22 protein-coding genes are annotated in these 21,680 nt (G+C 63.4%); 4 read left to right on the top strand and 18 right to left on the bottom strand.

Annotated elements, in window-relative coordinates; all coding sequences use genetic code 11:
* From trbL to ACTJJX_RS22640, 14 genes are all read right to left on the bottom strand, one after another.
* The gene (gene trbL, locus ACTJJX_RS22705) at positions 1 to 1,383 is read right to left on the bottom strand and encodes a P-type conjugative transfer protein TrbL (protein WP_043156084.1); all 1,383 of its coding nucleotides are present in this window, start codon (positions 1,381 to 1,383) and stop codon (positions 1 to 3) included.
* A complete protein-coding gene (locus ACTJJX_RS22700; RefSeq protein ID WP_043156082.1) occupies positions 1,380 to 1,730 on the bottom strand; it encodes a hypothetical protein in 351 nt (116 codons plus the stop codon). Before ACTJJX_RS22700 ends, trbL begins: the two co-directional genes overlap by 4 nt.
* Before the next feature lie 12 nt (positions 1,731 to 1,742).
* Complete coding sequence (trbJ, locus tag ACTJJX_RS22695; protein WP_043156081.1) at positions 1,743 to 2,486, bottom strand: P-type conjugative transfer protein TrbJ; 744 nt, start codon at positions 2,484 to 2,486, stop codon at positions 1,743 to 1,745.
* Positions 2,483 to 4,933, bottom strand: coding sequence for a conjugal transfer protein TrbE (gene trbE, locus ACTJJX_RS22690; protein ID WP_043156078.1), 2,451 nt, complete (start codon positions 4,931 to 4,933; stop codon positions 2,483 to 2,485). The genes trbJ and trbE overlap by 4 nt, the downstream gene beginning before the upstream one ends.
* Positions 4,934 to 4,945: 12 nt before the next feature.
* Entirely contained in the window at positions 4,946 to 5,215 is a 270-nt protein-coding gene (locus ACTJJX_RS22685) for a VirB3 family type IV secretion system protein (RefSeq protein ID WP_032956449.1), read from the bottom strand.
* A complete protein-coding gene (locus tag ACTJJX_RS22680; RefSeq protein ID WP_043156073.1) occupies positions 5,212 to 5,604 on the bottom strand; it encodes a TrbC/VirB2 family protein in 393 nt (130 codons plus the stop codon). Before ACTJJX_RS22680 ends, ACTJJX_RS22685 begins: the two co-directional genes overlap by 4 nt.
* On the bottom strand, positions 5,601 to 6,671 hold the full coding sequence (gene trbB, locus ACTJJX_RS22675) for a P-type conjugative transfer ATPase TrbB (protein ID WP_043156072.1): 1,071 nt from the start codon (positions 6,669 to 6,671) through the stop codon (positions 5,601 to 5,603). Before trbB ends, ACTJJX_RS22680 begins: the two co-directional genes overlap by 4 nt.
* Complete coding sequence (locus ACTJJX_RS22670) at positions 6,668 to 7,132, bottom strand: ribbon-helix-helix protein, CopG family (RefSeq protein WP_043156069.1); 465 nt, start codon at positions 7,130 to 7,132, stop codon at positions 6,668 to 6,670. The genes trbB and ACTJJX_RS22670 overlap by 4 nt, the downstream gene beginning before the upstream one ends.
* Entirely contained in the window at positions 7,129 to 9,150 is a 2,022-nt protein-coding gene (locus ACTJJX_RS22665; protein WP_043156067.1) for a conjugal transfer protein TraG, read from the bottom strand. The genes ACTJJX_RS22670 and ACTJJX_RS22665 overlap by 4 nt, the downstream gene beginning before the upstream one ends.
* A 234-nt stretch (positions 9,151 to 9,384) precedes the next feature.
* On the bottom strand, positions 9,385 to 9,648 hold the full coding sequence (locus ACTJJX_RS22660) for an EexN family lipoprotein (RefSeq protein ID WP_076412936.1): 264 nt from the start codon (positions 9,646 to 9,648) through the stop codon (positions 9,385 to 9,387).
* Positions 9,645 to 10,589, bottom strand: a complete 945-nt coding sequence (locus ACTJJX_RS22655; RefSeq protein WP_043156065.1) for a LysR family transcriptional regulator — start codon at positions 10,587 to 10,589, stop codon at positions 9,645 to 9,647. Before ACTJJX_RS22655 ends, ACTJJX_RS22660 begins: the two co-directional genes overlap by 4 nt.
* A gap of 49 nt (positions 10,590 to 10,638) precedes the next feature.
* Entirely contained in the window at positions 10,639 to 11,616 is a 978-nt protein-coding gene (locus tag ACTJJX_RS22650; RefSeq protein ID WP_043156063.1) for a DMT family transporter, read from the bottom strand.
* Entirely contained in the window at positions 11,616 to 12,467 is an 852-nt protein-coding gene (locus ACTJJX_RS22645) for an alpha/beta fold hydrolase (RefSeq protein ID WP_043156062.1), read from the bottom strand. The genes ACTJJX_RS22650 and ACTJJX_RS22645 overlap by 1 nt, the downstream gene beginning before the upstream one ends.
* The gene (locus ACTJJX_RS22640) at positions 12,460 to 13,389 is read right to left on the bottom strand and encodes a ketopantoate reductase family protein (RefSeq protein WP_043156059.1); all 930 of its coding nucleotides are present in this window, start codon (positions 13,387 to 13,389) and stop codon (positions 12,460 to 12,462) included. Before ACTJJX_RS22640 ends, ACTJJX_RS22645 begins: the two co-directional genes overlap by 8 nt.
* Before the next feature lie 163 nt (positions 13,390 to 13,552).
* Between ACTJJX_RS22640 and ACTJJX_RS22635 the strand changes: the two genes are divergently transcribed.
* Complete coding sequence (locus ACTJJX_RS22635; protein WP_199866363.1) at positions 13,553 to 14,095, top strand: TetR/AcrR family transcriptional regulator; 543 nt, start codon at positions 13,553 to 13,555, stop codon at positions 14,093 to 14,095.
* A 173-nt stretch (positions 14,096 to 14,268) separates the two neighbouring features.
* Here ACTJJX_RS22635 and ACTJJX_RS22630 read toward each other — a convergent pair whose 3' ends face one another.
* Together ACTJJX_RS22630 and ACTJJX_RS22625 are read right to left on the bottom strand one after the other, a co-directional pair.
* Complete coding sequence (locus ACTJJX_RS22630; protein ID WP_043156056.1) at positions 14,269 to 15,129, bottom strand: DMT family transporter; 861 nt, start codon at positions 15,127 to 15,129, stop codon at positions 14,269 to 14,271.
* Positions 15,129 to 15,968, bottom strand: coding sequence for a MurR/RpiR family transcriptional regulator (locus ACTJJX_RS22625; protein WP_235612575.1), 840 nt, complete (start codon positions 15,966 to 15,968; stop codon positions 15,129 to 15,131). The genes ACTJJX_RS22630 and ACTJJX_RS22625 overlap by 1 nt, the downstream gene beginning before the upstream one ends.
* 120 nt (positions 15,969 to 16,088) lie before the next feature.
* Here ACTJJX_RS22625 and ACTJJX_RS22620 point away from each other — a divergent pair, with 120 nt between their 5' ends.
* Positions 16,089 to 16,985 (top strand): oxidoreductase, encoded by an 897-nt coding sequence (locus ACTJJX_RS22620; RefSeq protein ID WP_043156053.1) that lies wholly within the window; start codon positions 16,089 to 16,091, stop codon positions 16,983 to 16,985.
* 11 nt (positions 16,986 to 16,996) lie between these two features.
* Positions 16,997 to 17,719 carry a sulfite exporter TauE/SafE family protein gene (locus ACTJJX_RS22615; protein ID WP_043156051.1) on the top strand — a complete coding sequence of 241 codons (723 nt, stop codon included), beginning with the start codon at positions 16,997 to 16,999 and terminating at the stop codon, positions 17,717 to 17,719.
* 113 nt (positions 17,720 to 17,832) lie between these two features.
* Here ACTJJX_RS22615 and ACTJJX_RS22610 read toward each other — a convergent pair whose 3' ends face one another.
* Positions 17,833 to 18,735 (bottom strand): AraC family transcriptional regulator, encoded by a 903-nt coding sequence (locus ACTJJX_RS22610; protein ID WP_199866362.1) that lies wholly within the window; start codon positions 18,733 to 18,735, stop codon positions 17,833 to 17,835.
* A gap of 135 nt (positions 18,736 to 18,870) precedes the next feature.
* Between ACTJJX_RS22610 and ACTJJX_RS22605 the strand changes: the two genes are divergently transcribed.
* On the top strand, positions 18,871 to 19,623 hold the full coding sequence (locus ACTJJX_RS22605) for an SDR family NAD(P)-dependent oxidoreductase (protein WP_347176401.1): 753 nt from the start codon (positions 18,871 to 18,873) through the stop codon (positions 19,621 to 19,623).
* A gap of 41 nt (positions 19,624 to 19,664) precedes the next feature.
* Here ACTJJX_RS22605 and ACTJJX_RS22600 read toward each other — a convergent pair whose 3' ends face one another.
* On the bottom strand, positions 19,665 to 21,656 hold the full coding sequence (locus ACTJJX_RS22600; RefSeq protein ID WP_043156046.1) for a relaxase/mobilization nuclease and DUF3363 domain-containing protein: 1,992 nt from the start codon (positions 21,654 to 21,656) through the stop codon (positions 19,665 to 19,667).
* Between the last annotated feature and the right edge of the window lie 24 nt (positions 21,657 to 21,680).

Here is a 21,680-nt window from a genome sequence, read left to right as displayed (position 1 = left end):
TTATGAATCGGAATCACGCAGGCTCGGGCCTTGCCCGGAGCCGCCGCCGTCGCCACCGCGCAGCGTGTGGGCGGCGGTGGTCGCGGCATGGGTGATCTGCTGGCGGCGGTGCATCCGCTTGGCCCAGGCGGGTTGCTCTTGCTTGGGCGCGCTGGCGGCGCCGTCCGCACCTTCGCCTGCGGCGGCCTGGCCGGAACCGGCAGCGCCGGCGCCGGCATCGGTGCCGTTCCAGCCAGCCCGGAAGGAATCGGCCACCTTCTGCCCGGCAGCGGAAGCGCCGGACGCAGCGCGGCGGCCTGCGGCCTGCGCGCCGGTCTTGGCGACATTGCCGAGGCCAGCCACCGCGCCCTTGGCCCCGCCGCCCGCAGCAGCGGAACCAGCCTGGAATGCGGACTTGGCGCTGCTGGCCGCCGACGTGGCGGCGCGTGCGCCACTGCTGGCCAGCTTGGCGGCGGCCGGGGCCATGCGTGCGCCCGCCATGACGGCACCGCCCACGCCGGTCGCGGCGGCACCGATGGCAACACCTGTGCCGGCCGCGCCGACGGCTGCGCCGGCCATCGCGCCCGCGCCGAGCTGCGGCGCACCGGACACGAGACCCGTGGCGATGCCCGGCCCGAAGATGCCCAGCGCCAGCAGCGCAAGCGAGGCCAGCATCACGACCAGGGCATGGTCGATGGACGGTTCATCCGGCACGGTCTGGAACTCGGCGAACAGTCCCGAGCCGATGCCGACGATGACGGCCAGCACCAGTACCTTGACGCCAGACGACACCACGTTGCCGAGCACCTTTTCCGCGAGGAAGCTGGTCTTGTTCCAGAGCGCGAACGGCACCAGCACGAAGCCGGCGAGCGTGGTCAGCTTGAACTCGATCAACGTGATGAAAAGCTGCACCGCCAGCACGAAGAAGCAGAGGATCACCACCAACCAGGCCAGGAACAGCACCACGATGGGGTCGAGGTTCACGAACACTTCGGGAAAACCCGCAAGGTCGCCGATCTGCTCAAGAATCGGCGCCCCAGCGTCGATGCCCGTCTTCGCCAGCCGGCCGGGCTTCAAGAAGTTCTCCATCGTGATGGCCGAGCCGGTGGCCGTCAGGCCCAGGCCGGCGAACGACCGGAACACGATGCCGGCCAGCCAGTTGAAGTTGTTGATGATGTAGGCGAAGGCACCGACGTAGAGCACCTTGCGCAGCAGCTTGGCAATCACGTCCTCGCCCTGGCCGGTGGCGTGGCTCATGGCCCAATAAAGGCCGGCGATGGTCATGTCGATGACGATGAGCGTGGCGGTCAGGAACGCCACTTCGCCATGCAGCAACCCAAAGCCCGAGTCGATGTAGCGCGAGAAGGTATCGAGGAAACGGTCAATGACGGTCACGTCGTTCATGGCGCGTCCTCCGTCGCCGCGAGCGGCGCATCGCCTTCTGGCGCGTCGTCAGTGGGTGTGTCGAAGCTCGCCGGGATCGGTGGCAGTTCGGCCAGCGTCCGGTATTCGTCTGGCCCGGTCTGGCCGGCGAAGAACCGCCGCCGGAAGGCTTCGGCGGCGGCCCGGCAGGTGTCTTCGCCTACGGCTTGCCGGTCGGCTTCGCATCGGGCACGCAGCGCCTTGAGCCGCAAGGGATCGGCGGCCAAGGTGGCGGCCAGGTCGTCAGCCCTTTGTTGGCCGGACGACTGGCCGCAAGCGGTCAGCAGCACGGCCAGCAGCGAAACCGACAGAACGGGAACGCATCGCATGGCCGCCTCCCGTCAGTTGTTGTAGAAGTTGACGGACTGCGGCGTGTACGGCGTGCCGGTGCCCAGGAAGCGCCGCCGCACTTCGCGGGCGCGCTCCGTCGCTGCCGCCTGCCGCGCCAGTTCCAGTGAAGCCGCCCGGTCTTGCGTGATCTGGAGCTGCTGCGCCTGGATGGACTGCTTGGCCTGCAAGGCAAGGAGCTGGTTGGTCGCCTGCATCGCTTGCAGCGCGCCGGTGGCCGACTGGCTCTGGCTCACGAGGTCGGCCAGCGCGCTTTCGTCTTGAGCGAGGTTCTGCGACACCTGCGCCTGCATCCGCATCGCGGTATGCAGGCCGTTCAAGGTGTTCTTCCAGCGTTCCTGCGCATCGCGCAGCATCTGGTCGCCGCTGATGGTGGCCGCGTACTGCTCCGGGTACAGGCGGGCGAACGTGGCATCCATGCTCTGCACGTCGTAGGCCAGGCCGCGCGCCTCGGCGATCAGGCGCTCGGTGGTCGCCAGCGTCGAGCGCAGCCGGTTGACGATGTTGAAGTCCAGATTCGCCAGGTTGCGTGCCTGGTTCATCAGCATCTGTGCTTCGTTCTGAAGCTGGTTGATCTGGTTGTTGATCTGCTCCAGCGTGCGCACGGCGATCAGCGTGTTCTGCACGAAGTTCGACGGATCGAACACCGTCAGCGCGGATGCGGGCTGGACGGCCAGCAGCGACACCGACAGCACGGCGGCAAGCGAGACGGACAGCAAACGGGGCTTGGTCTTCATGGTGAAATCTCCGGAAGTTGAGAAGCGAGGAAAGAAGCCGCCGCCGTCGAGGACGGCAGCAGGTCGGCGGCCCAATCGAGGCCGCGATGGCGCAGCCACGCACCGGCGAAGCCGGGAGCGCCGGCCTGCGTCAGCACGCGGTCTATGTCGCGTTGGTCTTGCGGTGTGGATACGCCGGCGAAGGCGAGCGCGGCCGGCCCCAGGTCGAGGTCGAACAGGCGATTGCCGAGGCGCGATTGGTAGTAGTAATCGCGCTTGGGCTGCGCGGTGGCGACGATTTCGATCTGCCGGCTGTTGAGGCCGAAGCCCTCGTAGATCGTGCGAATCTGCGGTTCGGTCGCCTGCGGGTTGGGCAGGAAAATCCGACTGGCGCAGCTTTCGATGATCGCGGGCGCGATGGTCGAATCCTTGATGTCGGCCAGCGATTGCGTGGCGAAGACCACGGACACGTTTTTCTTGCGCAGCGTCTTGAGCCACTGGCGGATGCGGGCGGCAAACGATGGTTCATCGAGGAACAGCCACGCCTCATCGAGGATCAGCAGCGTGGGCGCACCGTCGAAACGCTCGTCGAAGCGGGCGAACAGGTAGCGCAGCACCGCCTGCACGGCGGCGGGGCTGTGCATCAGTTCTTCCATCTCGAAGCCCTGCACGTCGCCGCTGCCGAACCGGTCGCGGTCGGCATCCAGCAACTTGCCGTGCGCGCCGCCGAGCACATACGGCGACAGCGCCTGCCGCAGCGCGTTCGATTGCAGCAGCACGGAAAGCCCGGTCATCGTGCGCTGTTCCTGCGGTGCACCGGCGAGGCTGCCCAGCGCCGACCAGATGGCCGCCTTCTCGTCGGGGCCGACGGTCACGCCTTCATGCAGCAGGCGGCCTTCCACCCATTCGGCCGCCCAGGTGCGGTAGCCCTCGCCGTCGATGCGGGCGAGCGGCTGGAAGGCGATACCGCCATCCGCGCCCAGGTCGTAGTGCTCGCCGCCCAGGCCGAGAATGGTGGCACGCATCGAGCGCCCCATGTCGAAGGCGAAGATGCGCGAGCCGAAGTAGCGGCGGAACTGCATCGCCAGGATGGCAAGCAGCACCGACTTACCCATGCCGGTCGGTCCGGCGACGAGCGTATGGCCCACGTCGCCGATGTGCGTCACCAGCCGGAACGGCGTCGCGCCATCGGTGCGGGTGACGATCAGCGGCGGGCCGTCGAGGTGGTCGTTCTTCTCCGGCCCGGCCCACACCGCCGACAGCGGCATCATGTGCGCCAGGTTCAGCGTCGAGACGATGGGCTGGCGCACGTTCGCGTAGGCGTTGCCGGGGATGGACGACAGCCAGGCATCGACGGCATTGAGGGTTTCGGGGATGGTCACGAAGCCCCGGCCCTGGATGACGCGCTCCACCATGCGCAGCTTTTCGTCGGCAGCGGCGGCATCCGTGTCCATCACGGTGACAGTGGCCGTCAGGTAGCCGAAGGCGACTTGATCGCTACCCAGCTCCTGCAAGGCCGCGTCGGCATCGCTGGCCTTGTTGCTGGCGTCGGTGTCCACCAGCGGGCTTTCCTGCTGGAAGATGGTTTCGCGCAGCAGCGCCACGACGTTCTTGCGCTTGGCGAACCACTGGCGGCGCAGCCGGCCCAGCTCCTTTTCCGCCTCGGCTTTGTCCATGCAGACAAAGCGCGTGCTCCAGCGGTAGCCAAAGCCCAGGCGGTTGAGGTCGTCCAGCAGGCCCGGCCAGGTCGAGGTCGGAAAGCCCCGCACTGACACCACGCGCAAATGCTGGTCGCCCAGCGTGGGCGCCAGGCCACCGACCAGCTCCGAATCGGCCAGCAGCGCGTCCAGATGGAAAGGCACTTCGGGAACACCGATGCGATAGCGCCGTGTCGAGACGGTCGCGTGCAGGTAGGTCAGCGTCTGGCTGTCGTCCAGCCAGGCGATTTCCGGCATCACGCCGTCGAGCAGGTCGAACACGCGATCGGTTTCCGCCACGAACGCACTGAGGCGGCCGCGCCAGTCCACGCCGTCGCCGGGTGCGTTCTCGTAGAGCATCTTTGCGGCGCGAGCGCGGGATTCCTCCGGCGGCAGATAGGCAAGCGTCAGGTGATAGGCGCTTTCGTAGTGATGACCCGACTCCTCGAAGGCGGCGCGGCGTTCCTCGTCCACCAGCCAGGACAGCGGTTCGGGGAAATCGGAGTGCGGGTAGTCAGCCGCCGGCCGGCGCTCGGCCTCGATGAACAAGGCCCAGCCCGAACCCAGCCGGCGCAGCGCGTTGTTGAGCCGCGCCGATGTGGCGATCAGCTCGCCTTGCGTGGCGCTGTCCAAGTCGGGGCCGCGAAAGCGGGCCGTGCGCTGGAAACTGCCGTCCTTGTTCAAGACGACACCCGGCGCGATCAGCCCGGCCCAGGGCAGCCAGTCGGCGAGCAAGGCCGGGCGTTGGCGGTACTCGGCAAGGTTCAGCATGGCGGCATCCCCCTACACGTCGAGCAGCGGTTTGTGCTTGATGTGCCGGGCGAAGACCTGCATGAACTGCGGATCGACGCGCGCTCCCCACACGGCCAGCGAATGGCCGACGATCCAGAGCACCACGCCAGGAATCCACAGTTGCAGTCCCAGCCCGACGGCGGCGGCCAGCGTGCCGTTGGCGATCGCCACGGTGCGCGGCGCACCGCCCATGAGGATCGGCTCGGTCAGCGAGCGATGCAGCGGCACCTCGAAGCCCGGAAGATCGTTGGCCGTACTCATACGACCGCCCCGCCGGAGAAGCTGAAGAACGACAGGAAGAACGAGGACGCGGCGAACGCGATGCTCAACCCGAACACGATCTGGATCAGCTTGCGAAAGCCGCCCGACGTGTCGCCGAAGGCGAGCGCCAGGCCCGTGGCGATGATGATGATGACCGCGACGATGCGCGCCACCGGCCCCTGGATCGACTCCAGAATGGATTGCAGTGGCCCTTCCCACGGCATCGAGGAACCGGCGGCCTGCGCCGTTCCGGTCAGCAATAACAGCAGCGCGGCCAGCAGCAGTCCTTGCCCCGCAGGGCGGGCCAGGCTGCGCAGTCGTGCCAGGCTGGACAGGTGGGGGAGCGGATTTACGGAAAAGCGGAAAGCAGGAACGTGCATCTGCATCATGGCAGTTCTCCAAGTTGGTCAAGGGACGGGGAAGGCGCAGCGGCATCGGCTGCAAGAGGAACCGGCGTCAGCTCGGGAAACGGCGTTTCCAGTGCATCCGCCAGGCGGTAGCCGGCGGCGTCGAAGCCGACGACGCGGGCGATGGTTTCGACATGGCGCTTGCGGCCACGTCCGGCGATGTGGACGACGACGTTGACCGCTTCGGCAATCAGTGCCCGCGGCGGATTCACCGCGACTTCGAGAATCAGTTGTTCCAGGCGCAGCAACGCGCCCAACGCGGAACCAGCGTGGATCGTGGCAATGCCGCCGGGGTGACCTGTGCCCCACACCTTCACCAAGTCCAAGGCTTCGCCACCGCGCACTTCGCCGACGATCACCCGGTCGGGGCGCAGGCGCATCGTGGCGCGCACCAGTTCCTGCATCGACACCACACCGGCGCGCGTGCGCAGCGGCACATGGTCGCGGGCCGCGCATTGCAGCTCGATGGTGTCTTCGAGCACCAGCACGCGGTCGCCGGTGGCGGCAATCTCGGCCAGCAGCGCATTCGCCAGCGTGGTCTTGCCGGTACTGGTGCCGCCGGCGATCAGGATGTTCTGCCGCTCGCGCACGGCGCGGCGCAGGAAGTCCGCTTGGCCTGCGGTCAGGATGCCGTCGGCCACATAGCGATCCAGGCCGATGATGTTCACGGCGCGCTTGCGCAGCGCGAAGGCTGGGCCAGGCGCAGCCGGCGGCAAGATGCCCTCGAAGCGTTCGCCGGTTTCCGGCAGCTCGGCGGTCAAGAGCGGGTGGCCGCGATGCACTTCCGCGCCAACGTGGGCGGCCACCAGCCGGATGATGCGTTCGCCATCGGCCTCGGGCAGTTCCACGCCCAACGGTGTACGCCCCGACGACAGCCGATCCACCCACAGGGTGCGGTCAGGGTTGAGCATGATCTCCACCACGTCCGGGTCTTCCAGCGCGGTGGCGATCAGCGGCCCCATTGCCGTGCGCAGCATCTGGATGCGGCGATCCAGCGAAGTCGCGGCCGACGAACGCGGTTCGGGCGGGATCTGCGGAACGGCGCTCATGAGGCACGCTCCTGCGCTTCTGCCAGCGCCGCCGCGTCATCCATCCGCACCGGCTCGGGATACAGTTCTTCCACCACATCGCGCACCAGGCTGCGCCCACGCAGCAGGTGCCGGCCCAACTGTTCGACGAACTGCTCGAAGCGCGCCTTGCCCTGGGCGCGGGCCGCGTCCTGATGGGCTTCGGGCACCGGCGTGCTGACGGTCAGGAAGTAGCGGATGAACAGCGCCAGCGTTTCGATCTGGATGTTCTGGTCGCGCTCCATGCGCTCGGCCTGCCGCGACAGGCGATCCAGCCGCTTGGCAATCGCGGCTTCGCGCTGGTCGCCCGCGTCGGGCGACAGCCAGGACGCCAGGGCAGCGGCAACGATGCTGGACTTCGACACGCCTTTCTTGGCAGCCAGTTCGTCGAGGCGTTTAGCGTGTTCGTGCTGGATGAACAGATTGAGGCGGTATTGGCTCATAAGTCGATTCCGTCGTTGGGGTCGAGGGAAGCCAGCCGAGCCGTGCGCTGCATTGCGGGGTCGAACTGACCGGGGAGAGCAGCCGCATAAGGCAGCGGCAGGTCGTCGTCGTCATCGAGCAGCCCCAGGTCGTTGCCTGCGGACAGCGGTTCGGGGCTGTATTCGGTGACTTCGGATAGCTCGGGCTGGCGGCGCGGGCCGCCGTCGTCGGCACCGCCAAGGTCATCGGTGGATGACATGGCCGGAGTGGCGGGTACGGCGGGAATCGCCAGGTCGCTCCAATCGTCGGGGCGGGCCGGCGGTACATCGGCATAGCGTCCGGCCGAGAGCGCAGGCGGCGGTAGTACGCGCCGGGTGAAGTTCTCGTCCTCGTAGTAGCGCAGCTTCCGCGCCTTGATCGGCGGATGGCCGGAGATCATTACCACCGCCTCGTCGGGTGGAAGCTGCATGACTTCGCCGGGCGTCAACAGCGGTCGAGCCATCTCTTGACGCGACACCATGAGATGCCCGAGCCAGGGGGCCAATCTGTGCCCGGCATAGTTGCGCTGCGCGCGCAACTCGGTGGCGGTGCCGAGCATTTCGGAAATGCGCTTGGCCGTGCGCTCGTCATTGGTGGCATACGCCACCCGCACATGGCAGTTGTCCAAAATGGAATTGTTCGGGCCGTAAGCCTTATCGATCTGGTTGAGCGATTGCGCGATGAGGAAGCTGCGGATGCCGTAGCCAGCCATAAAGGCGAGCGCCGTCTCAAAGAAATCCAGCCGGCCGAGTGCAGGGAACTCATCGAGCATCAGCAGCAATTCGCGCTTGCGCTCGATGCCATCGGAACCATCAAGCGACTCGGTGAGCCGGCGGCCGATCTGGTTGAGGATCAGGCGCACGAGTGGCTTGGTGCGGCTTATGTCCGAAGGCGGCACCACCAGGTACAACGACACCGGCCGTTTAGCGGAAATCAGATCGGCGATGCGCCAGTCGCAGCGCGACGTGACTGCGGCTACAGTGGGGTCGCGGTAGAGGCCCAAGAACGACATGGCGGTGGACAGCACGCCCGACCGCTCGTTGTCCGACTTGTTCAGCACTTCCCGCGCGGCGGATGCGACAACCGGGTGCGGTGTATCGCCCAAGTGCTTCGTCGTCATCATCCGGTGCAGCGTTAGCTCGAAGGGGCAAGCCGGGTCGGATAGGAAGTTGGCGACGCCGCGCAGCGTCTTGTCTTCGCCTGCATAGAGCACATGCAGGATCGCGCCGACCAGCAGTGCATGGCTGGTCTTCTCCCAATGGTTGCGCTTCTCCAGCGCACCTTCGGGATCGACCAAGATATCCGCAATGTTTTGCACGTCGCGGACTTCATGCACGCCGCGTCGCACTTCCAGCAGCGGGTTGTAGGCGGCGGATGCCGGGTCAGTGGGGTTGAACAGCAGGCAATGCGAGAACAGCGAGCGCCAGCCGGCGGTCAGCTTCCAGTTCTCGCCCTTGATGTCGTGAATGACTACCGACGAAAGCCAGGACAGCAGCGTCGGGATCACCATGCTGATCCCCTTGCCGGTGCGCGTAGGGGCAAACGCGATGATGTGCTCGGGGCCGAGGTGCCGCAGGTAGTAACGGAGCCTGCCCAGCATCCGGCCCAGGAAGACGCCTGCGGCCTGCGTCAAACCGGCGTGCTTGATTTCCTCGTCAGTCGCCCAGCGCGCGGAACCATAGGTGGTGACGAGGCGCGATTGCCGCGAGCGCCACACCGACATGGCGATGGCCACCACAACGGCAACCAGGCCGCTGCCGCCAGCGATGGCGCCGCCAACGTCGAAGACATGCGGCGCATAGGCATCGAAGAAAAACCACCACTCAAAGAGCCGCCAGGGGTGATAGACCGGGGTGCCGAAGAAATCGAACCAGGGCGAGCCAAGGCGTATTTGATAGCCCAGGGCGGCGGCTGTCCATTGCGTTGCACCCCATACGCCGGCGATCACTATGCCGAAGACGGCGGCGATCTGTCCGAACAGCACGCCCTGAGCTTGCATTGACTGGCCTCCGCTACTCCTGCGCTTTTCCTCGTTCAGAAGCGGCACAAGGACGTGCCGCATAACGCGAGGATCGGTGCCGGGTCAGTGCCGGTCAAAGACTGTTATCGGAAGCAAGATGACGAAAAAAGCAATGTTTCAGGCTACGAAGAACCCAGTAAAAACGCCGCAGGTGCTAGCGCGCTGCGGCGTGTTGACAAAGAAGGACAGGATTTTTTGGCGAAGGACTACCGATCAGAATTTCGGCGATGTTTCCGATGGTGTGTAGGGCGTCTTTCCGTCGCCATAGAACCGCTTGCGCGTGGCTTCAGCGACTCGATTGCAAAGCACGTCACCAAGCGTCACGCGGTCGGTCTTGCATTGCTGTCGCAGTTCCTTCAACCGTACCGGATCGGCAGCCAGTTCATCCACGGTGGGCACGCTGGCTTGCTTGGGTGTGTCCGATGGGCCGCAAGCAGTCAACAGCAGAGCCAGCAGGAGCGATAAAGATTTCTTCATAGCTCGATTTCCTCCTGGGGATCAGGTTCGGGCGGCAAAGCGGGCTTAGTGCCTTCGGGCAAGTCGATGGCCTGCACCCGCTCGATGAACCGGGACAGCACTTCCGAAACTTCGATTTCTCGCCGCAGCAGGTAGGTAGTCAGCATCGGCGAACGTCCGGCCAAGGGACGGGCTACCACGCCAGACTCCCGACTTGCCGTGATGTGCGGGCCGCCGGCCAGCCCCAAGGCGAAGCCGGCCGACACTACGATCATCATCAGCTCGAACGAAGCGACGCGCTCAACCACCAGTGGTTCTCTGTCAGAGCGACGTAGAACACGTTCGACTTGCCGCGCGTGACCTTCGCATGTCAGTGGGTCGCATAACACCAATGGGAATTGCAGAACTTCGTCCAGCGGGATGCGTTTGTGCTTAAGCAGATGGTGCCGGGCAGGTACTGCGACCATCAACGGATCACTCCATACAGCTTCCGCAACTATGCCTTCGCCCACTTCATCCGACTGCGCGAAACCTACGTCGTACAGATCGTCTTGCAGACCCTTTATCTGCTGCGATAGCGGCACCTGAAACAGACGAATATCGACCTCAGGCTCCTCCTGCCGGCACATTGCCAATAAGGCCGGCAGGCGCGACGGCGTGATGCCGTCGGACAATGCAATTCGCAACTGTCCCTGGAATCCGTTGGCCGCTGCTTTCACGCTGTCGCGGGCTTGCTGCAAGGCTGTAAAAACGCGAGGCACATGCTCAAAAAACAACTTCCCCGCCGGGGTCAATCGTGTGCTTCGGCTGGTGCGGACGAACAATTTTTCACCAAGGTCCTCTTCCAACTCCTTAATGGTGCGCGATAGCGGAGATTGCTCAATGTGCAGTCGCTCGGCAGCGCGGGCGAAGTGGAGTTCTTCCGCCACCGCCAGAAAACAGCGCAAATGACGTAATTCCATAGCTGACCGCCTTGATAATTCATGCACTCGATGATGAATCAACTGTTCATCACGGTTCGCCTTCCGCGATCACCTCATCGATTTTTTCGCGATCATTTCTTGCTGGAAGTTCCCGGTTGACGAGCCAAAGCGCGAGGCCGATCAGTACTCCTCCCGCAGCCTGCATCCAGGAAATTGCCGTGTCCAAGATGAAATACGCTAGGATGACCGTGAAGAGCGGGGCCAGGAACAGAAATCCGCTAGTCCTCGTTGCTCCACCTCTTTTCAGCGCCACGAACCAGAGGCCAAATGAGCCTGTTGACGCGGGGATGGAAAGCCAGAGAAACCAAGCCCATTGCTCTCGCGTCACACCGCTCGGCCATTGTTCGCCATCGAGATAGGCGATGGCCAAGATGGCGATCGCGCCCACCAGCATTTGCCAGAAACTCAAGGCCCAGGATGAGAGCGGCAATGCTGCCCGCTTATTGATGAGCGTCGCGCTTGCCCAGCAAAGCGCAGAGACGATGCCGATGATCTCGCCAGCCAGCGTCATCCCGCCAGAAAACATGGATGGGCTGATACCAATGGCAAGCGCAACACCGACAACGCCAAGAAGCAACCCGACGAGCCTCGCTCGGTGCAGGCTTTCGCCGAGGAAGATACGACCTAGGACAGCAACCCAGATGGGATTGGTGAAAAGCAGGATGGCGGCGGTAGATGCGGAGATGAACTGCATGGCCCAGAAAAGCAGCCCCATCACGGCGGCCGTCTGAAGCAAACCAATCAGGATCACCAGCGCAACATCACGCAGCCCTGCTTTGGCCGGCAGGAGCGCCGCCACAATATTTCGCTCGCCGGCCAACACTAGCGGCAAGGTCGCCAAGGCCGCGGCAAAGAAGCGCCACCCGACCAGGATCATCGGCGTGAAACCCTGCTGTAGCAGAATTTTTCCTGCGACGAAGCTGGACCCCATCAAGAAGGTCGATGCGAAAAGCGTGACAAGAAAGCCAGCCTGGCTGGATGCAGGAGCGTGGGAATTTCGTGCCATCAGCGTGTCCCCTGTTGGGAGCTTGTAAATTCCGAGATACGGGAAGCCAATGCTTCCGGCACATCCTCTGGCAAGAAATGCCCAGCCTCATCGAATACCTTGATTTGGGCATTGGGCATCTTTCCGCCCAATCGCTCTGCAAAGTGCAATGGCTGGAATGAGTCGAGCCTGCCCCAGACAAGGAGCGTGGGCACGGCCAACTCCTCGACGTCTTCCATGCGCGAGGAAAGTTCTTCTGTCCTCAACGCCCGGGCTGCACGCAGGTATGCGTGCCTCCCGTCGATGCCATGGAACGGACGCTCATAGGCATCAACCAGTTCAGCGGTAACTCGATCGGTATGGAACATGCCTCGTGAAAAGCCTTTCGCCAGGCCCTTCTTCAGATCGAAATTTGCTGCGCCAAGGATTTCGTCCCAAACCGGCTCCTTCAAGCGGGCAATTCCAGGCTCTGGAAACGAGTCATAGAGGATGGAGTCGATCAGAACGAGGCGATCCAGAATTTCGGGATGGTTGATGGCCACAAGCTGGGCAATCCCACCTCCGATGTCGTGGCCCACTATGGTCGCGCGCTTCCACCCCAGGGCCGAAAGCGCCTGAAAGATGATTTCGGATTGCGCCTGGATTCCAAGATCCGCGTCCGAAGGCTTGTCGGAATCGCCATAGCCGAGAAGGTCGATCGCAAGCACTTCATGGCCTGATGCGGCGAGAAGCGGAATGACGTTGCGCCAAAGATGGCGGCTCGTAGGAATGCCGTGAACAAGGGCGATAGCACTCCCTCGCCCTTGGCGGGTGTAGGCAATGCGATGACCAGCCACGTCGAGAAAGCCATTTTCAAGAGTTTCGTTATTCATGGCGCTGCGCCCCATCGGCATGAACCGCAAGGATTTCGCAGACCACTGAATTTCGCGGAGTAGGCACGCCGAGCCGTTGGCCTCTGCTGCTGACGTCGCCGCTGAGCCACTGCGCTTCCAGCCGGTTTCCGCGTTCCAAGTCGCGCAGCATGGAAGCGGTCATGTCGGCGGGCAGTTGGTCGCAAAAGCGAAGGCGGTCCTGGGCAAAGTCAGTGGCGAGATTGACGCCTTCAGCACGTCCGACCTCGACCACCTCCTGCATGATGCCTTCGAGCAGCCTGCGAGAGGCTGGATTGCCGCGTACAACGCCGATCGGGCAGCGGGTAGACGCGGTGGTCGCCGACAGACCAACCAGGAAGACGAACTTTTCCCAGATCACTCTGGCGATGTCGTCGCTGATCTCGGCGTCGATCCCCGACTGGATGCAGGCCTGATGGAAGCGCTCGATACGCGCGCTGCGATGGCCGCTGTACTCACCAAAGACCAGCTTCTGCAAGTTGTTGGCATGACCGATGACGCCCGGGGCCTCGATGGTTGCCGCGATGTAGCAAACGCCACCTGCTACCGGCTTTTCTCCGAGCGTGGCTCTCAGCAATTCGTCCTTGACCACCCCGTTCTGGAACGAGATCACCATCGTTTCGGGGCCGATCAGTGGCTTGATCGCTTCGGCGGCCGTCTCGGTATCCCAAAGCTTGACACCGAACAAAACTACATCGACTGGCCCGACGTTCGACGGCGTGTCGGTTGCTCTGGGCGTGGGGACATGCATGTCCCCTAGCGGACTGCGCACGATGAGGCCTTGGGACTTGATGGCAGCCAGGTGCGCCCCTCTGGCAATGAAGCTGACGTCATTGCCTCCGAGAGCCAGTTTGGCTCCAAAATAGCCACCTACGCCTCCGGTGCCCATGATCGCGATCTTCATGCATGGCTCCATTCTTGAATATGAATTCAAGAAAATTCTAGCTTCAACAAGTCTTCATGGCAATGTATGCTTGAGTTGTGTGAAAAATACTTGATTTATGAATCATCAATAAGCCATGGGCCGAATACGAAACTTTGACCGCGATGCGGTGCTTGAGAGCGCGGTGGACGTCTTCTGGGAGCGGGGCTATGACGGGGCAGGCATGCAGGAGATCTGCCGGGTCACCGGGCTCAACCCGGGCAGCGTCTACGCTGCCTTCGGTGACAAGCACGGCCTCTTCATCGAGGCTTTGAAGAGCTACATGGCATCCATGTCGCGAGAGACGATCGCGCGCCTGAACAGCAATCCGTCCGGTCGGGCCGGGATTGCCGACTACTACGCGGCGCTCATCGAAGCGATGCTGGACGGCAAACGGCGCTGGGGATGCCTTGTGACGAACTCGATCGTCGAGTTCGCCATGAATGATCCGCAGATCAGCGAAGCCTTCCAGCTCCACCTGGCCAGGCTGGAAACGGCCCTATCTGGCGCGATCGAGCGGGCAAAGCAAGCGGGAGAACTATCGCGGGACGTCGATGCGGCCGAAGCTGCCGCATTCCTCGTATGCACGACGCAAGGACTCAATGTCCTGGCCAAGACCCGGCCCAGCCGGCGCACGCTGGAGGCGATCACGCGGCATGCGTTCACGGCGGTTGGATTCAAGACCTGAATCAGCCACCGGCCCAAGCCGCAGTGGGCGTGCTGTCACGAGTTGTCTAGGACTGGCACAACAAGATCGAGGGCTAAGCATGCACTTGTAAGGCGCTTGATGCGGTGACGGGGGCGAGTCCAGCCTACACACAACCCTCGCCGGAACGTCTGCTCATGCTACCGTCGAAAGCATCAGACACTAATCGCCGCGATCCCTGCTAGAACGATCGCCGCCCCGGCCACACGACGCGCGAGATGCCCCTCACGGAAAAGTCTGTACGCGAGGAGAGAGCCGATGATGATGGACGACTCGCGCACAGGAGCGACGAGCGCGAGCGGTGCCGTCAACATGGCGGTTAGCACGAGGATGTAGGCCAGTGGGGAGAATACGGCCACTATGAGTATAGGCACGGCATCAGCACGGATAACTGCGTGAATGTGACGCCATCGGCGCAGTGCGCTTGGCGTCAGGATCAGGGTTTGCAGAAGCAGTGTGCCAGCGTAGTAGCTCACCGGCGCCAAATGCAGCGACGTGACCGCATAGCTGTCCCAGACGGTATAGCTTGCGATGGTGGCCCCCGTAGCACCTCCCCAAAACATCCCCTGGAGCGGGCGGCGGGTTCCGCTTCCAAACGGGTTGCCGGTAACGACAAGAATGCCTGTGACAACGAGGAGTGCCCCGAAAAGCGCGACAAGGGAGAGCCGCTCCCCCAGAAGAAGAATCGCAAACAGCATCGTCAGTACCGGCCCTGTGCCGCGGGCGATCGGGTAAACCACCCCTAGTTCGGCACGATCGTAGCCAGCCTGCAAGGTCAGGGAATACGCAATGTGCAATGCCGCCGAAACGGCCGCTCCCACTCCGAGCCGCCAATCGATCGCCCCTTGGCCCTGAACCATAAGAACGAGACCGATCGGGACCCACAGCAGCGTCGAAGCACAGCTATAAGCCCAGACGAACAGTAAAGTGTCTCCCCGCTTGTACTTCGAGGCCAGGTTCCACACCGCATGGGCTACCGCTGCGGCGAGAACCATTGCGATGGTGCCGGGCTGCATCAGGAAATGTCGGGAAGATCTATGCCCGCCCGCTCCGCCAAGCGGGTTCGCTCTTGATCGCGCAGCGCCAGGGATGCGACCAACGCATCGATAACGACAAGCTGAGCCAATCGACTTCCCGCAGCGGCCATCTGTGCCGGTAGCGGTGCGCCGCCGACGACGAGCGCGACGTCGGCAAGGGTCGCCAAGGGCGTGCCGTACTGATTGGTGACGGCGATCAGGGAGGCGCCAGCCGAGGATGCCGCATCCGCGACGGCTAGCGTTGAAGACGTGCGGCCGGTCGAGCTGACCGCGATGACGACGTCTTCTGCGCCCAGGAGCCGTGCCGCAATCATGGCCGACAGATGATCCGTGATGCCCACGGTCATCACGCCGATCGTACGCAGACGGAAGACTGCATCGGCGGCCACCGTGGAGGAAGGTCCAGCACCGAATGCAAATACCTGGCGCGCGCGCTGGATCAAGTCGACGGCCTTATCCAGCGCAGAGAGTTCGATAGCCCCACTGAGCGCGGTCAGTGCATCGGTACCAGTACGAATGGATGTTTCCAGCACTGAGGCCGACGTCGCATCCGCGGCGAGTGCTTCAGGAGGCGCGAAGAATCGGGCTGTGCCGCGAGCACGCGCGATCTCGATCTTCAGCTCGGTAAACCCGCTGAACCCGAGCGCACGCGCGGCGCGGACCACCGTCGGCGGAGAAACGCCGGCACGGGCGGCAACCTGAGCGGTCGTGCTTGCTCCGACAAACAAAGGCTCGGTGAGCAGGAGATCGACAACTTTCGCCTCGCTTGCGGCGAGGTCGCCGCTTCGGGCTTGAATGCTGCCGATCCATTGCTGCAAGCGTTGCTCGCTCTCTGAAACTCTATTACCAGGTTCGATTATCATGTGTAATATATTACATGCCCTACGTGAAGGGCACAACCATCACGTGGACAGATGCCGTTAAAGGAGTCCGCATTCATGAATCCTGAAATCAACCCTGGCGTTGCTGTCGTCGGTCCCGGTGCCATTGGCACCACGATCGCAGCGGCGCTACACGAGGTCGGCCGCACGCCGTTGCTGTGTGGACGTAGCCCCCGCGATCACCTGACCCTGCAAGATGGCGACCGCTTTATCACCGTACCCGGTCCGGTTCGGACGCATCCGGCACAAATTGCTCGCACGGTTGATCTTGTCTTTTTGGCAGTCAAGGCAACACAAATCGAGGCGGCAGCAGAATGGCTCGCGGTGTTGGCCGGTCCAGAAACCGTGTTGTGCGTCTTGCAGAACGGGATCGAACAGTTGGATACGGTTCGCCCGTACTCGCCACACGGGCAAATCGTTCCTGCCGTCGTGTGGTTCCCTGCGCAGGCGCAATCCGACGGCTCGGTACGCTTGCGTGGCGAAGCGCGCCTCAGCCTGCCGGACACGTCAGCTTCCCGCGTAGTGGCCGCAGCGCTGCAAGGCACACGGTGCGCCGTAGATTTGGCCGCGAACTTCAGCTCGCTGGCTTGGCGCAAGCTGATGCAGAACGCGGTGGCTGGCCTCATGGCACTCACGCACCGCCGCTCAGGCATGTTCGGTCGCGCTGATATCGCCAGACTTACGCTGGCTTATTTGCAGGAATGCCTGGCCGTGGCACGTGCGGAGGGCGCTGAACTCGGCGACGAAGTGCCGCAAGAGATTCTCGACAAGTTCCGGGCGGCACCCACAGACATGAGCACCTCCATCCTCACGGATCGAGAAGCTGGCCGACCGCTCGAATGGGATATCCGCAACGGCGTCATTGCGCGTCGCGGCCAGGCTCACGGCATTCCGACCCCGATCAGCGACATCCTGGTGCCGCTTCTTGCGGCTGCGAGCGACGGCCCAGGTTGATCGTAGAGTCGATGATCGCGCTGTTATGTCTCTTCTTTCTCGCACTCGGTGCCGGCGTGCTCAGCGGCGTCGTCGGTACCGGCTCGTCGCTCATCATGCTGCCCGTCCTCGTCACGCTGTACGGGCCACGGATCGCGGTACCTGTGATGGCGATTGCGTCCCTGTTCGGCAACATCGGGCGGGTGATTGCCTGGTGGCACGAGATCCGTTGGCGGCCAGTGCTTGCCTACTCGTTGGCGGGAGTTCCGGCGGCTGTGCTCGGGGCGCACACGCTGCTGACGATCTCTCCTGCCACTGTGGACGTGTTCCTGGCAGCTTTCTTCCTTGCGATGATCCCGCTGCGCCGCCTCATCAGGCGATCGAACCTCCATCTGAACCTCTGGCACATGAGTCTTGCCGGCGCGATTGTCGGCTTCCTGACAGGATTCGTGCTGTCCACCGGGCCGCTCAGCGTGCCGGTATTCACCGGGTACGGAATGAGCGGCGGTGCATTTCTCGGATCGGAGGCGGCAAGCGCTATCCTGCTCTACGCAGGCAAGCTGGGTACGTTCGGAGTGTCGGGCGTACTTGCACCGCCCGTCATCGCACGTGGACTTGCCATCGGCATCGCATTGCTTGCCGGTTCCATGATTGCGAAACGTCTCGTTCAGCGGCTCCAGATGCACACGTTCGAGCTTCTCATTGATGTGGTTCTCGTCGCCGGAGCAGCAGGAATGATCCTCTCCCTAAAATGACATGGCACGCCGGGGCTGCCAGTCCGCTTCCGCTCGCTACCCAGGAAGGCGGCAAATCTCGTTCTCTACGGACGTGTAGGAAAGCTATTTGGCTTCGTGCTTTTGCCACACCATTACTCCAACTCCACAGTCCCAGTATTCGCATCCTGCTTCGGCGACCGCCCAAACATGCGCGCGTACTCCCGGCTGAACTGCGAAGGGCTCTCGTAGCCCGTTGCATATGCGGCAGATTCGACCTTGGTTCGCTGCGTCAGGATCATGCGCCGCGCTTCCAGCAAGCGAAGTTGCTTCTGATATTGGATGGGGGTCATTGATGTGACCGCCTTGAACTGGCGATGGAAGGCCGACGGGCTGAGGCCGGCCTCGGCAGCGAGATCGACGATGCGAAGAGGCTCGGTGAATTGCTCGCGCAGCCGGCCTATCGTGCGTGTGATCTGATCCCAGCGATCATGCCCCAAGGTCATACCGACAATCCGGCCTCCCATAGGGCCGACAAGCAGCCAATAGCTAAGTTCCCGAATCAGCAGTGGGGCGAGAATCGGAATGGCTTCGGGCCGATCGAGCAGCTGCACCATGCGCAACACGCAATCCGTTATTGGCGGATCCATCTTGATGACGGTCGCGCCTCCACGCCCGGGCTCATTCTTTGTCGCTGGTGGCAACGTCAATTGTTTCAGCACGTCACGGAGCACCACAGGAGAAAATTCGACGACCGCGGCAAGAAACGGGGCATCCGGGCTGGCCTCGAAAACTCGCCCCACCGAGGGCATCTCGATGGTGACCACGAGCGCTTCCCCTGCGTGGTAGGTATGGCGCTCGTCGCCAAAGCTGGTCCATTTCGCGCCCTGCGCGACGACGCAGAGCGCTGGCCGAGAAATGATGGGGTTCGGCGGCTTCTCGTGATCCGAGCGCAACAGCAACAGCCCAGCTATTGCCGTTTCCCAGAAAGGGCTACCGGGATGAGCTTCGGTGTAGGCCGCGATGGCCCGGGCTAGATCGCGCATCTTTCCGCTCAAGTTCATATCCTTTGCTTCAGGGCAGGAGGCAGGAATAGGCATGAATTTGGCATTTTTATGCCTTCAATATTCTTCATGTAGGCAGCATAGTGCAAATACTACGAAATCGAGCATAAGGAGCCCAACATGACCGACCTGATCAAAATCGCCCTCGTCACGGGCGGCAGCCGTGGCCTTGGCCGCAACACCGCCGAAAACCTAGCCAGGCGTGGGTTCGACGTTATCCTCACTTATCGGAGCAACAAGGACGAGGCCGAACGCGTCGTCTCGCTCATCGAAGCGGCAGGTCGTCGCGCCATTGCCCTGCAACTCGATACAGGCAACAGCGCGTCGTTCGACAGCTTCATCAAAACACTTCAATCGGCGTTGGCCAAACTAGGCGCCGAAGGCATCGATGCACTCGTCAACAATGCCGGAAATTCGAGTGGCATGAGCTTCCTGAATGCGCAGGAGGATGAGTTCGATGCTCTCTACAGAATCCATGTGAAAGGTGTGTTTTTCCTCACTCAAAAGCTTGCGCCCCTGATCAAGGATGGTGGTCGCATCGTGAATGTCTCATCGGGCCTGACGAGGATCATCATGGCGAACCGCGCCGCCTACGCCACGATGAAGGCTGCTGTCGAAACGATGACCAAATATATGGCGTTCGAGCTGGGCGAGCGACGCATCGCCGTGAACTGCGTTGCGCCCGGCGCTATTGCAACCGATTTCAGCGGGGGTGTCGTGCGCGATAATCCTGATGTTGCCAAGGCTATTGCCGGAATGACCGCGCTTGGCCGACCAGGCAAGCCCGACGACATCGGGCCGATGATTGCCTCGCTGCTGTCGGAGGATCATCGCTGGGTGAACGCACAGAGGATCGAGGTTTCCGGCGGAATGCGAATCTGAGTTGCCAATGTCCATTACGCCTTGAGTCCGATCACACATGATCAAACCGATATTCCTAATTGTTTGGTGATATTCCACGAAACGCCTCCATTCAGAATGACGCCCTCAACGACGTGTCCCAACCGAGGCTCAATCACCGGCCGCCATGGCACCAGGCTGAAACCCTTGTTGTCATCGAGCATCGCGTAGCGCCCACTCGCCAGCTGGACGGAGCGCCGGTAGATGCCAGCGACGCGCTGCCCGTCCGCGACGGGCCGATGCTCCAGGCCGGTTTCAGTGGCAATGTCCTTCGCGGCCTGCGCCAGTTCCCGGTTGCGCAGCGTTCCCAGCAGATTGCGGGCGAGGATCACCCGCTGCCCGCGCCTCTGGGCCAGCCCCTGTTCTTCGAGGAAGTCGGCGCGCTGCTGCAAGGCTTCCTTCGCGTCGCCGCCAAAGCCCAGGTCGCCCAGCCCTCGGCCGCCGCCGATCAGTTGCTGGTCGAGCCAGGTGGCCCCGATCACGCGGGCCTGCCGCTCGATGGGTAGATGCGATTTCAGTTCCACGGCCACACCGCCCAGCCGTTGCGCGTCGTACTGGCGGCCACGCTCGGCCAGGTCGTCCGGCACCTTCCATAGCCCTTCGGTCACGCGCTCCACGATGCCGGCGCGGCGCAGGGCTTCCAGCCGGCGAACGTGAGCCGCGACGACTTCCTGCGGATCGCGTCCAGCCGTGGCCCGGCCTTGTTCGATGGCAAGGTGATGATCAGCGCGATACAAGCCATCGCTCGCCAGCGCGGCGATGTTCTTGTCGGCCGCCCGTACCCCGGCGGAACCGCGCACCTCCACCACCGCTCCGGTGGGATAGTTCGCCAGTTCGTCGCGGGCGTTCAAGGCAACGTAGTGAGCCTTGCCGTCAATGCCGTCGATGACCAGATAGCCGCGGTCGTGCAGTTCGTCGGCCAGCCCCTTGCCGGCCACGCGGCCGATGACGGTTCGGCCATCGTCGCCCGGCTCGAACACCGCCAGCTCGCGCGGCTGGCCGCTCATGGCCCGCTGCATGGTGCGGATAATGTCGCCACGCTCGCCCAGGGCGCGCAAGGTCTTCTCGGCATCGGCATGGATGGCCCAGGTGCCGGGCTGCACCTCGTCGGCCAGGCCAAGGCGCTGCAAGCGTTGCAGGCGGCCGATCAGCAGCAGGCGCTGGCGTTGCAGCCTGGGTTCGTTGAAGCGTTCGATCTGCACCCGGCCATCCTCGCCGGCCTCGCGCTGCAATGTGCGGTCGAGGCTTGTCCACCGCTCCTTTTCCACCTCGCGCTGCAAGGTCTGCTGGATCTCCAGTTCGGTGCGCGGCCCCAGCCATTCGGTCGCCAACTCGGCGGCCCGGTGGCGGAAGCCGTGGGCGATGTAGTCGCCGGCGATGATGAGGTCTTTGCCGGTGTCGTCGCGCCCGCGCACGATCAGGTGGGTGTGCGGGTTGTCGGTGTTCCAGTGATCGACCGCCACCCAATCCAGCCGTGTTCCCAGGTCGGCTTCCATCCGGTTCACCAGATGACGGGTGTAGGTGCGCAGGTCGTCCAGCTCGGCGCCGTCCTCCGGTGAGACAATGAAGCGGAAATGGTGCCGGTCGTCGTCGGCCCGCTCCTTGAAGGCATCGAGGTCGGCTTCGTCGGTCTGCGGCCCGTAGGCCCGCCCAGGTTCGCCATCGCGGCCGGCGCCATCGCGCTCGATGTAGCGCAGATGTTTCGCCAGCGACTGCGGGCTGGCATTGCGTTGATTGACCAGCAGGGTCTTGATGGTCACGCGCCGCGACATGAGGGTCAGCTTCGCACCCGCGAAACGCGCCACCGTGTGGCCGCGTCCCAGGCGCGAGCCGGGCCGCTGGCCAGCGCGCTGTCCGTTCACGCCAGTGCCAGGACGGCGCACCGCCGACTTGCCGCCGCTGGCCTTGCCCGCCTGCTTGAGTACCTTGGAAACGAAGCTCTGGCCTTGGCCCTTGCCCCGGTTCGTCGGGGCGCTGGGGCGCACGCGGAAATCGTCGTCGCGGCGGTCGGTCATGGCCGCGCTCCCCGCAAGCTCCGG

Origin of the sequence: Pseudomonas sp. 22490, assembly GCF_052044465.1 — a bacterium.
Classification (GTDB): Bacteria; Pseudomonadota; Gammaproteobacteria; order Pseudomonadales; family Pseudomonadaceae; genus Pseudomonas; species Pseudomonas aeruginosa.
This window is presented reverse-complemented; position numbering and strand designations above follow the sequence as displayed.

What these genes read in the sequence shown, in the direction of transcription:
- trbE (WP_043156078.1), bottom strand. Translation starts at nt 4,933, where the DNA reads ATGCTGAACCTTGCCGAGTACCGCCAACGCCCGGCCTTGCTCGCCGAC.
- trbB (WP_043156072.1), bottom strand. Translation starts at nt 6,671, where the DNA reads ATGAGCGCCGTTCCGCAGATCCCGCCCGAACCGCGTTCGTCGGCCGCG.
- ACTJJX_RS22620 (WP_043156053.1), top strand. Translation starts at nt 16,089, where the DNA reads ATGAATCCTGAAATCAACCCTGGCGTTGCTGTCGTCGGTCCCGGTGCC.
- ACTJJX_RS22685 (WP_032956449.1), bottom strand. Translation starts at nt 5,215, where the DNA reads ATGAGTACGGCCAACGATCTTCCGGGCTTCGAGGTGCCGCTGCATCGC.
- ACTJJX_RS22630 (WP_043156056.1), bottom strand. Translation starts at nt 15,129, where the DNA reads ATGCAGCCCGGCACCATCGCAATGGTTCTCGCCGCAGCGGTAGCCCAT.
- ACTJJX_RS22650 (WP_043156063.1), bottom strand. Translation starts at nt 11,616, where the DNA reads ATGGCACGAAATTCCCACGCTCCTGCATCCAGCCAGGCTGGCTTTCTT.
- ACTJJX_RS22665 (WP_043156067.1), bottom strand. Translation starts at nt 9,150, where the DNA reads ATGCAAGCTCAGGGCGTGCTGTTCGGACAGATCGCCGCCGTCTTCGGC.
- ACTJJX_RS22655 (WP_043156065.1), bottom strand. Translation starts at nt 10,589, where the DNA reads ATGGAATTACGTCATTTGCGCTGTTTTCTGGCGGTGGCGGAAGAACTC.
- ACTJJX_RS22640 (WP_043156059.1), bottom strand. Translation starts at nt 13,389, where the DNA reads ATGAAGATCGCGATCATGGGCACCGGAGGCGTAGGTGGCTATTTTGGA.
- trbJ (WP_043156081.1), bottom strand. Translation starts at nt 2,486, where the DNA reads ATGAAGACCAAGCCCCGTTTGCTGTCCGTCTCGCTTGCCGCCGTGCTG.
- ACTJJX_RS22680 (WP_043156073.1), bottom strand. Translation starts at nt 5,604, where the DNA reads ATGATGCAGATGCACGTTCCTGCTTTCCGCTTTTCCGTAAATCCGCTC.
- trbL (WP_043156084.1), bottom strand. Translation starts at nt 1,383, where the DNA reads ATGAACGACGTGACCGTCATTGACCGTTTCCTCGATACCTTCTCGCGC.
- ACTJJX_RS22700 (WP_043156082.1), bottom strand. Translation starts at nt 1,730, where the DNA reads ATGCGATGCGTTCCCGTTCTGTCGGTTTCGCTGCTGGCCGTGCTGCTG.
- ACTJJX_RS22600 (WP_043156046.1), bottom strand. Translation starts at nt 21,656, where the DNA reads ATGACCGACCGCCGCGACGACGATTTCCGCGTGCGCCCCAGCGCCCCG.
- ACTJJX_RS22670 (WP_043156069.1), bottom strand. Translation starts at nt 7,132, where the DNA reads ATGAGCCAATACCGCCTCAATCTGTTCATCCAGCACGAACACGCTAAA.
- ACTJJX_RS22645 (WP_043156062.1), bottom strand. Translation starts at nt 12,467, where the DNA reads ATGAATAACGAAACTCTTGAAAATGGCTTTCTCGACGTGGCTGGTCAT.
- ACTJJX_RS22615 (WP_043156051.1), top strand. Translation starts at nt 16,997, where the DNA reads ATGATCGCGCTGTTATGTCTCTTCTTTCTCGCACTCGGTGCCGGCGTG.
- ACTJJX_RS22660 (WP_076412936.1), bottom strand. Translation starts at nt 9,648, where the DNA reads ATGAAGAAATCTTTATCGCTCCTGCTGGCTCTGCTGTTGACTGCTTGC.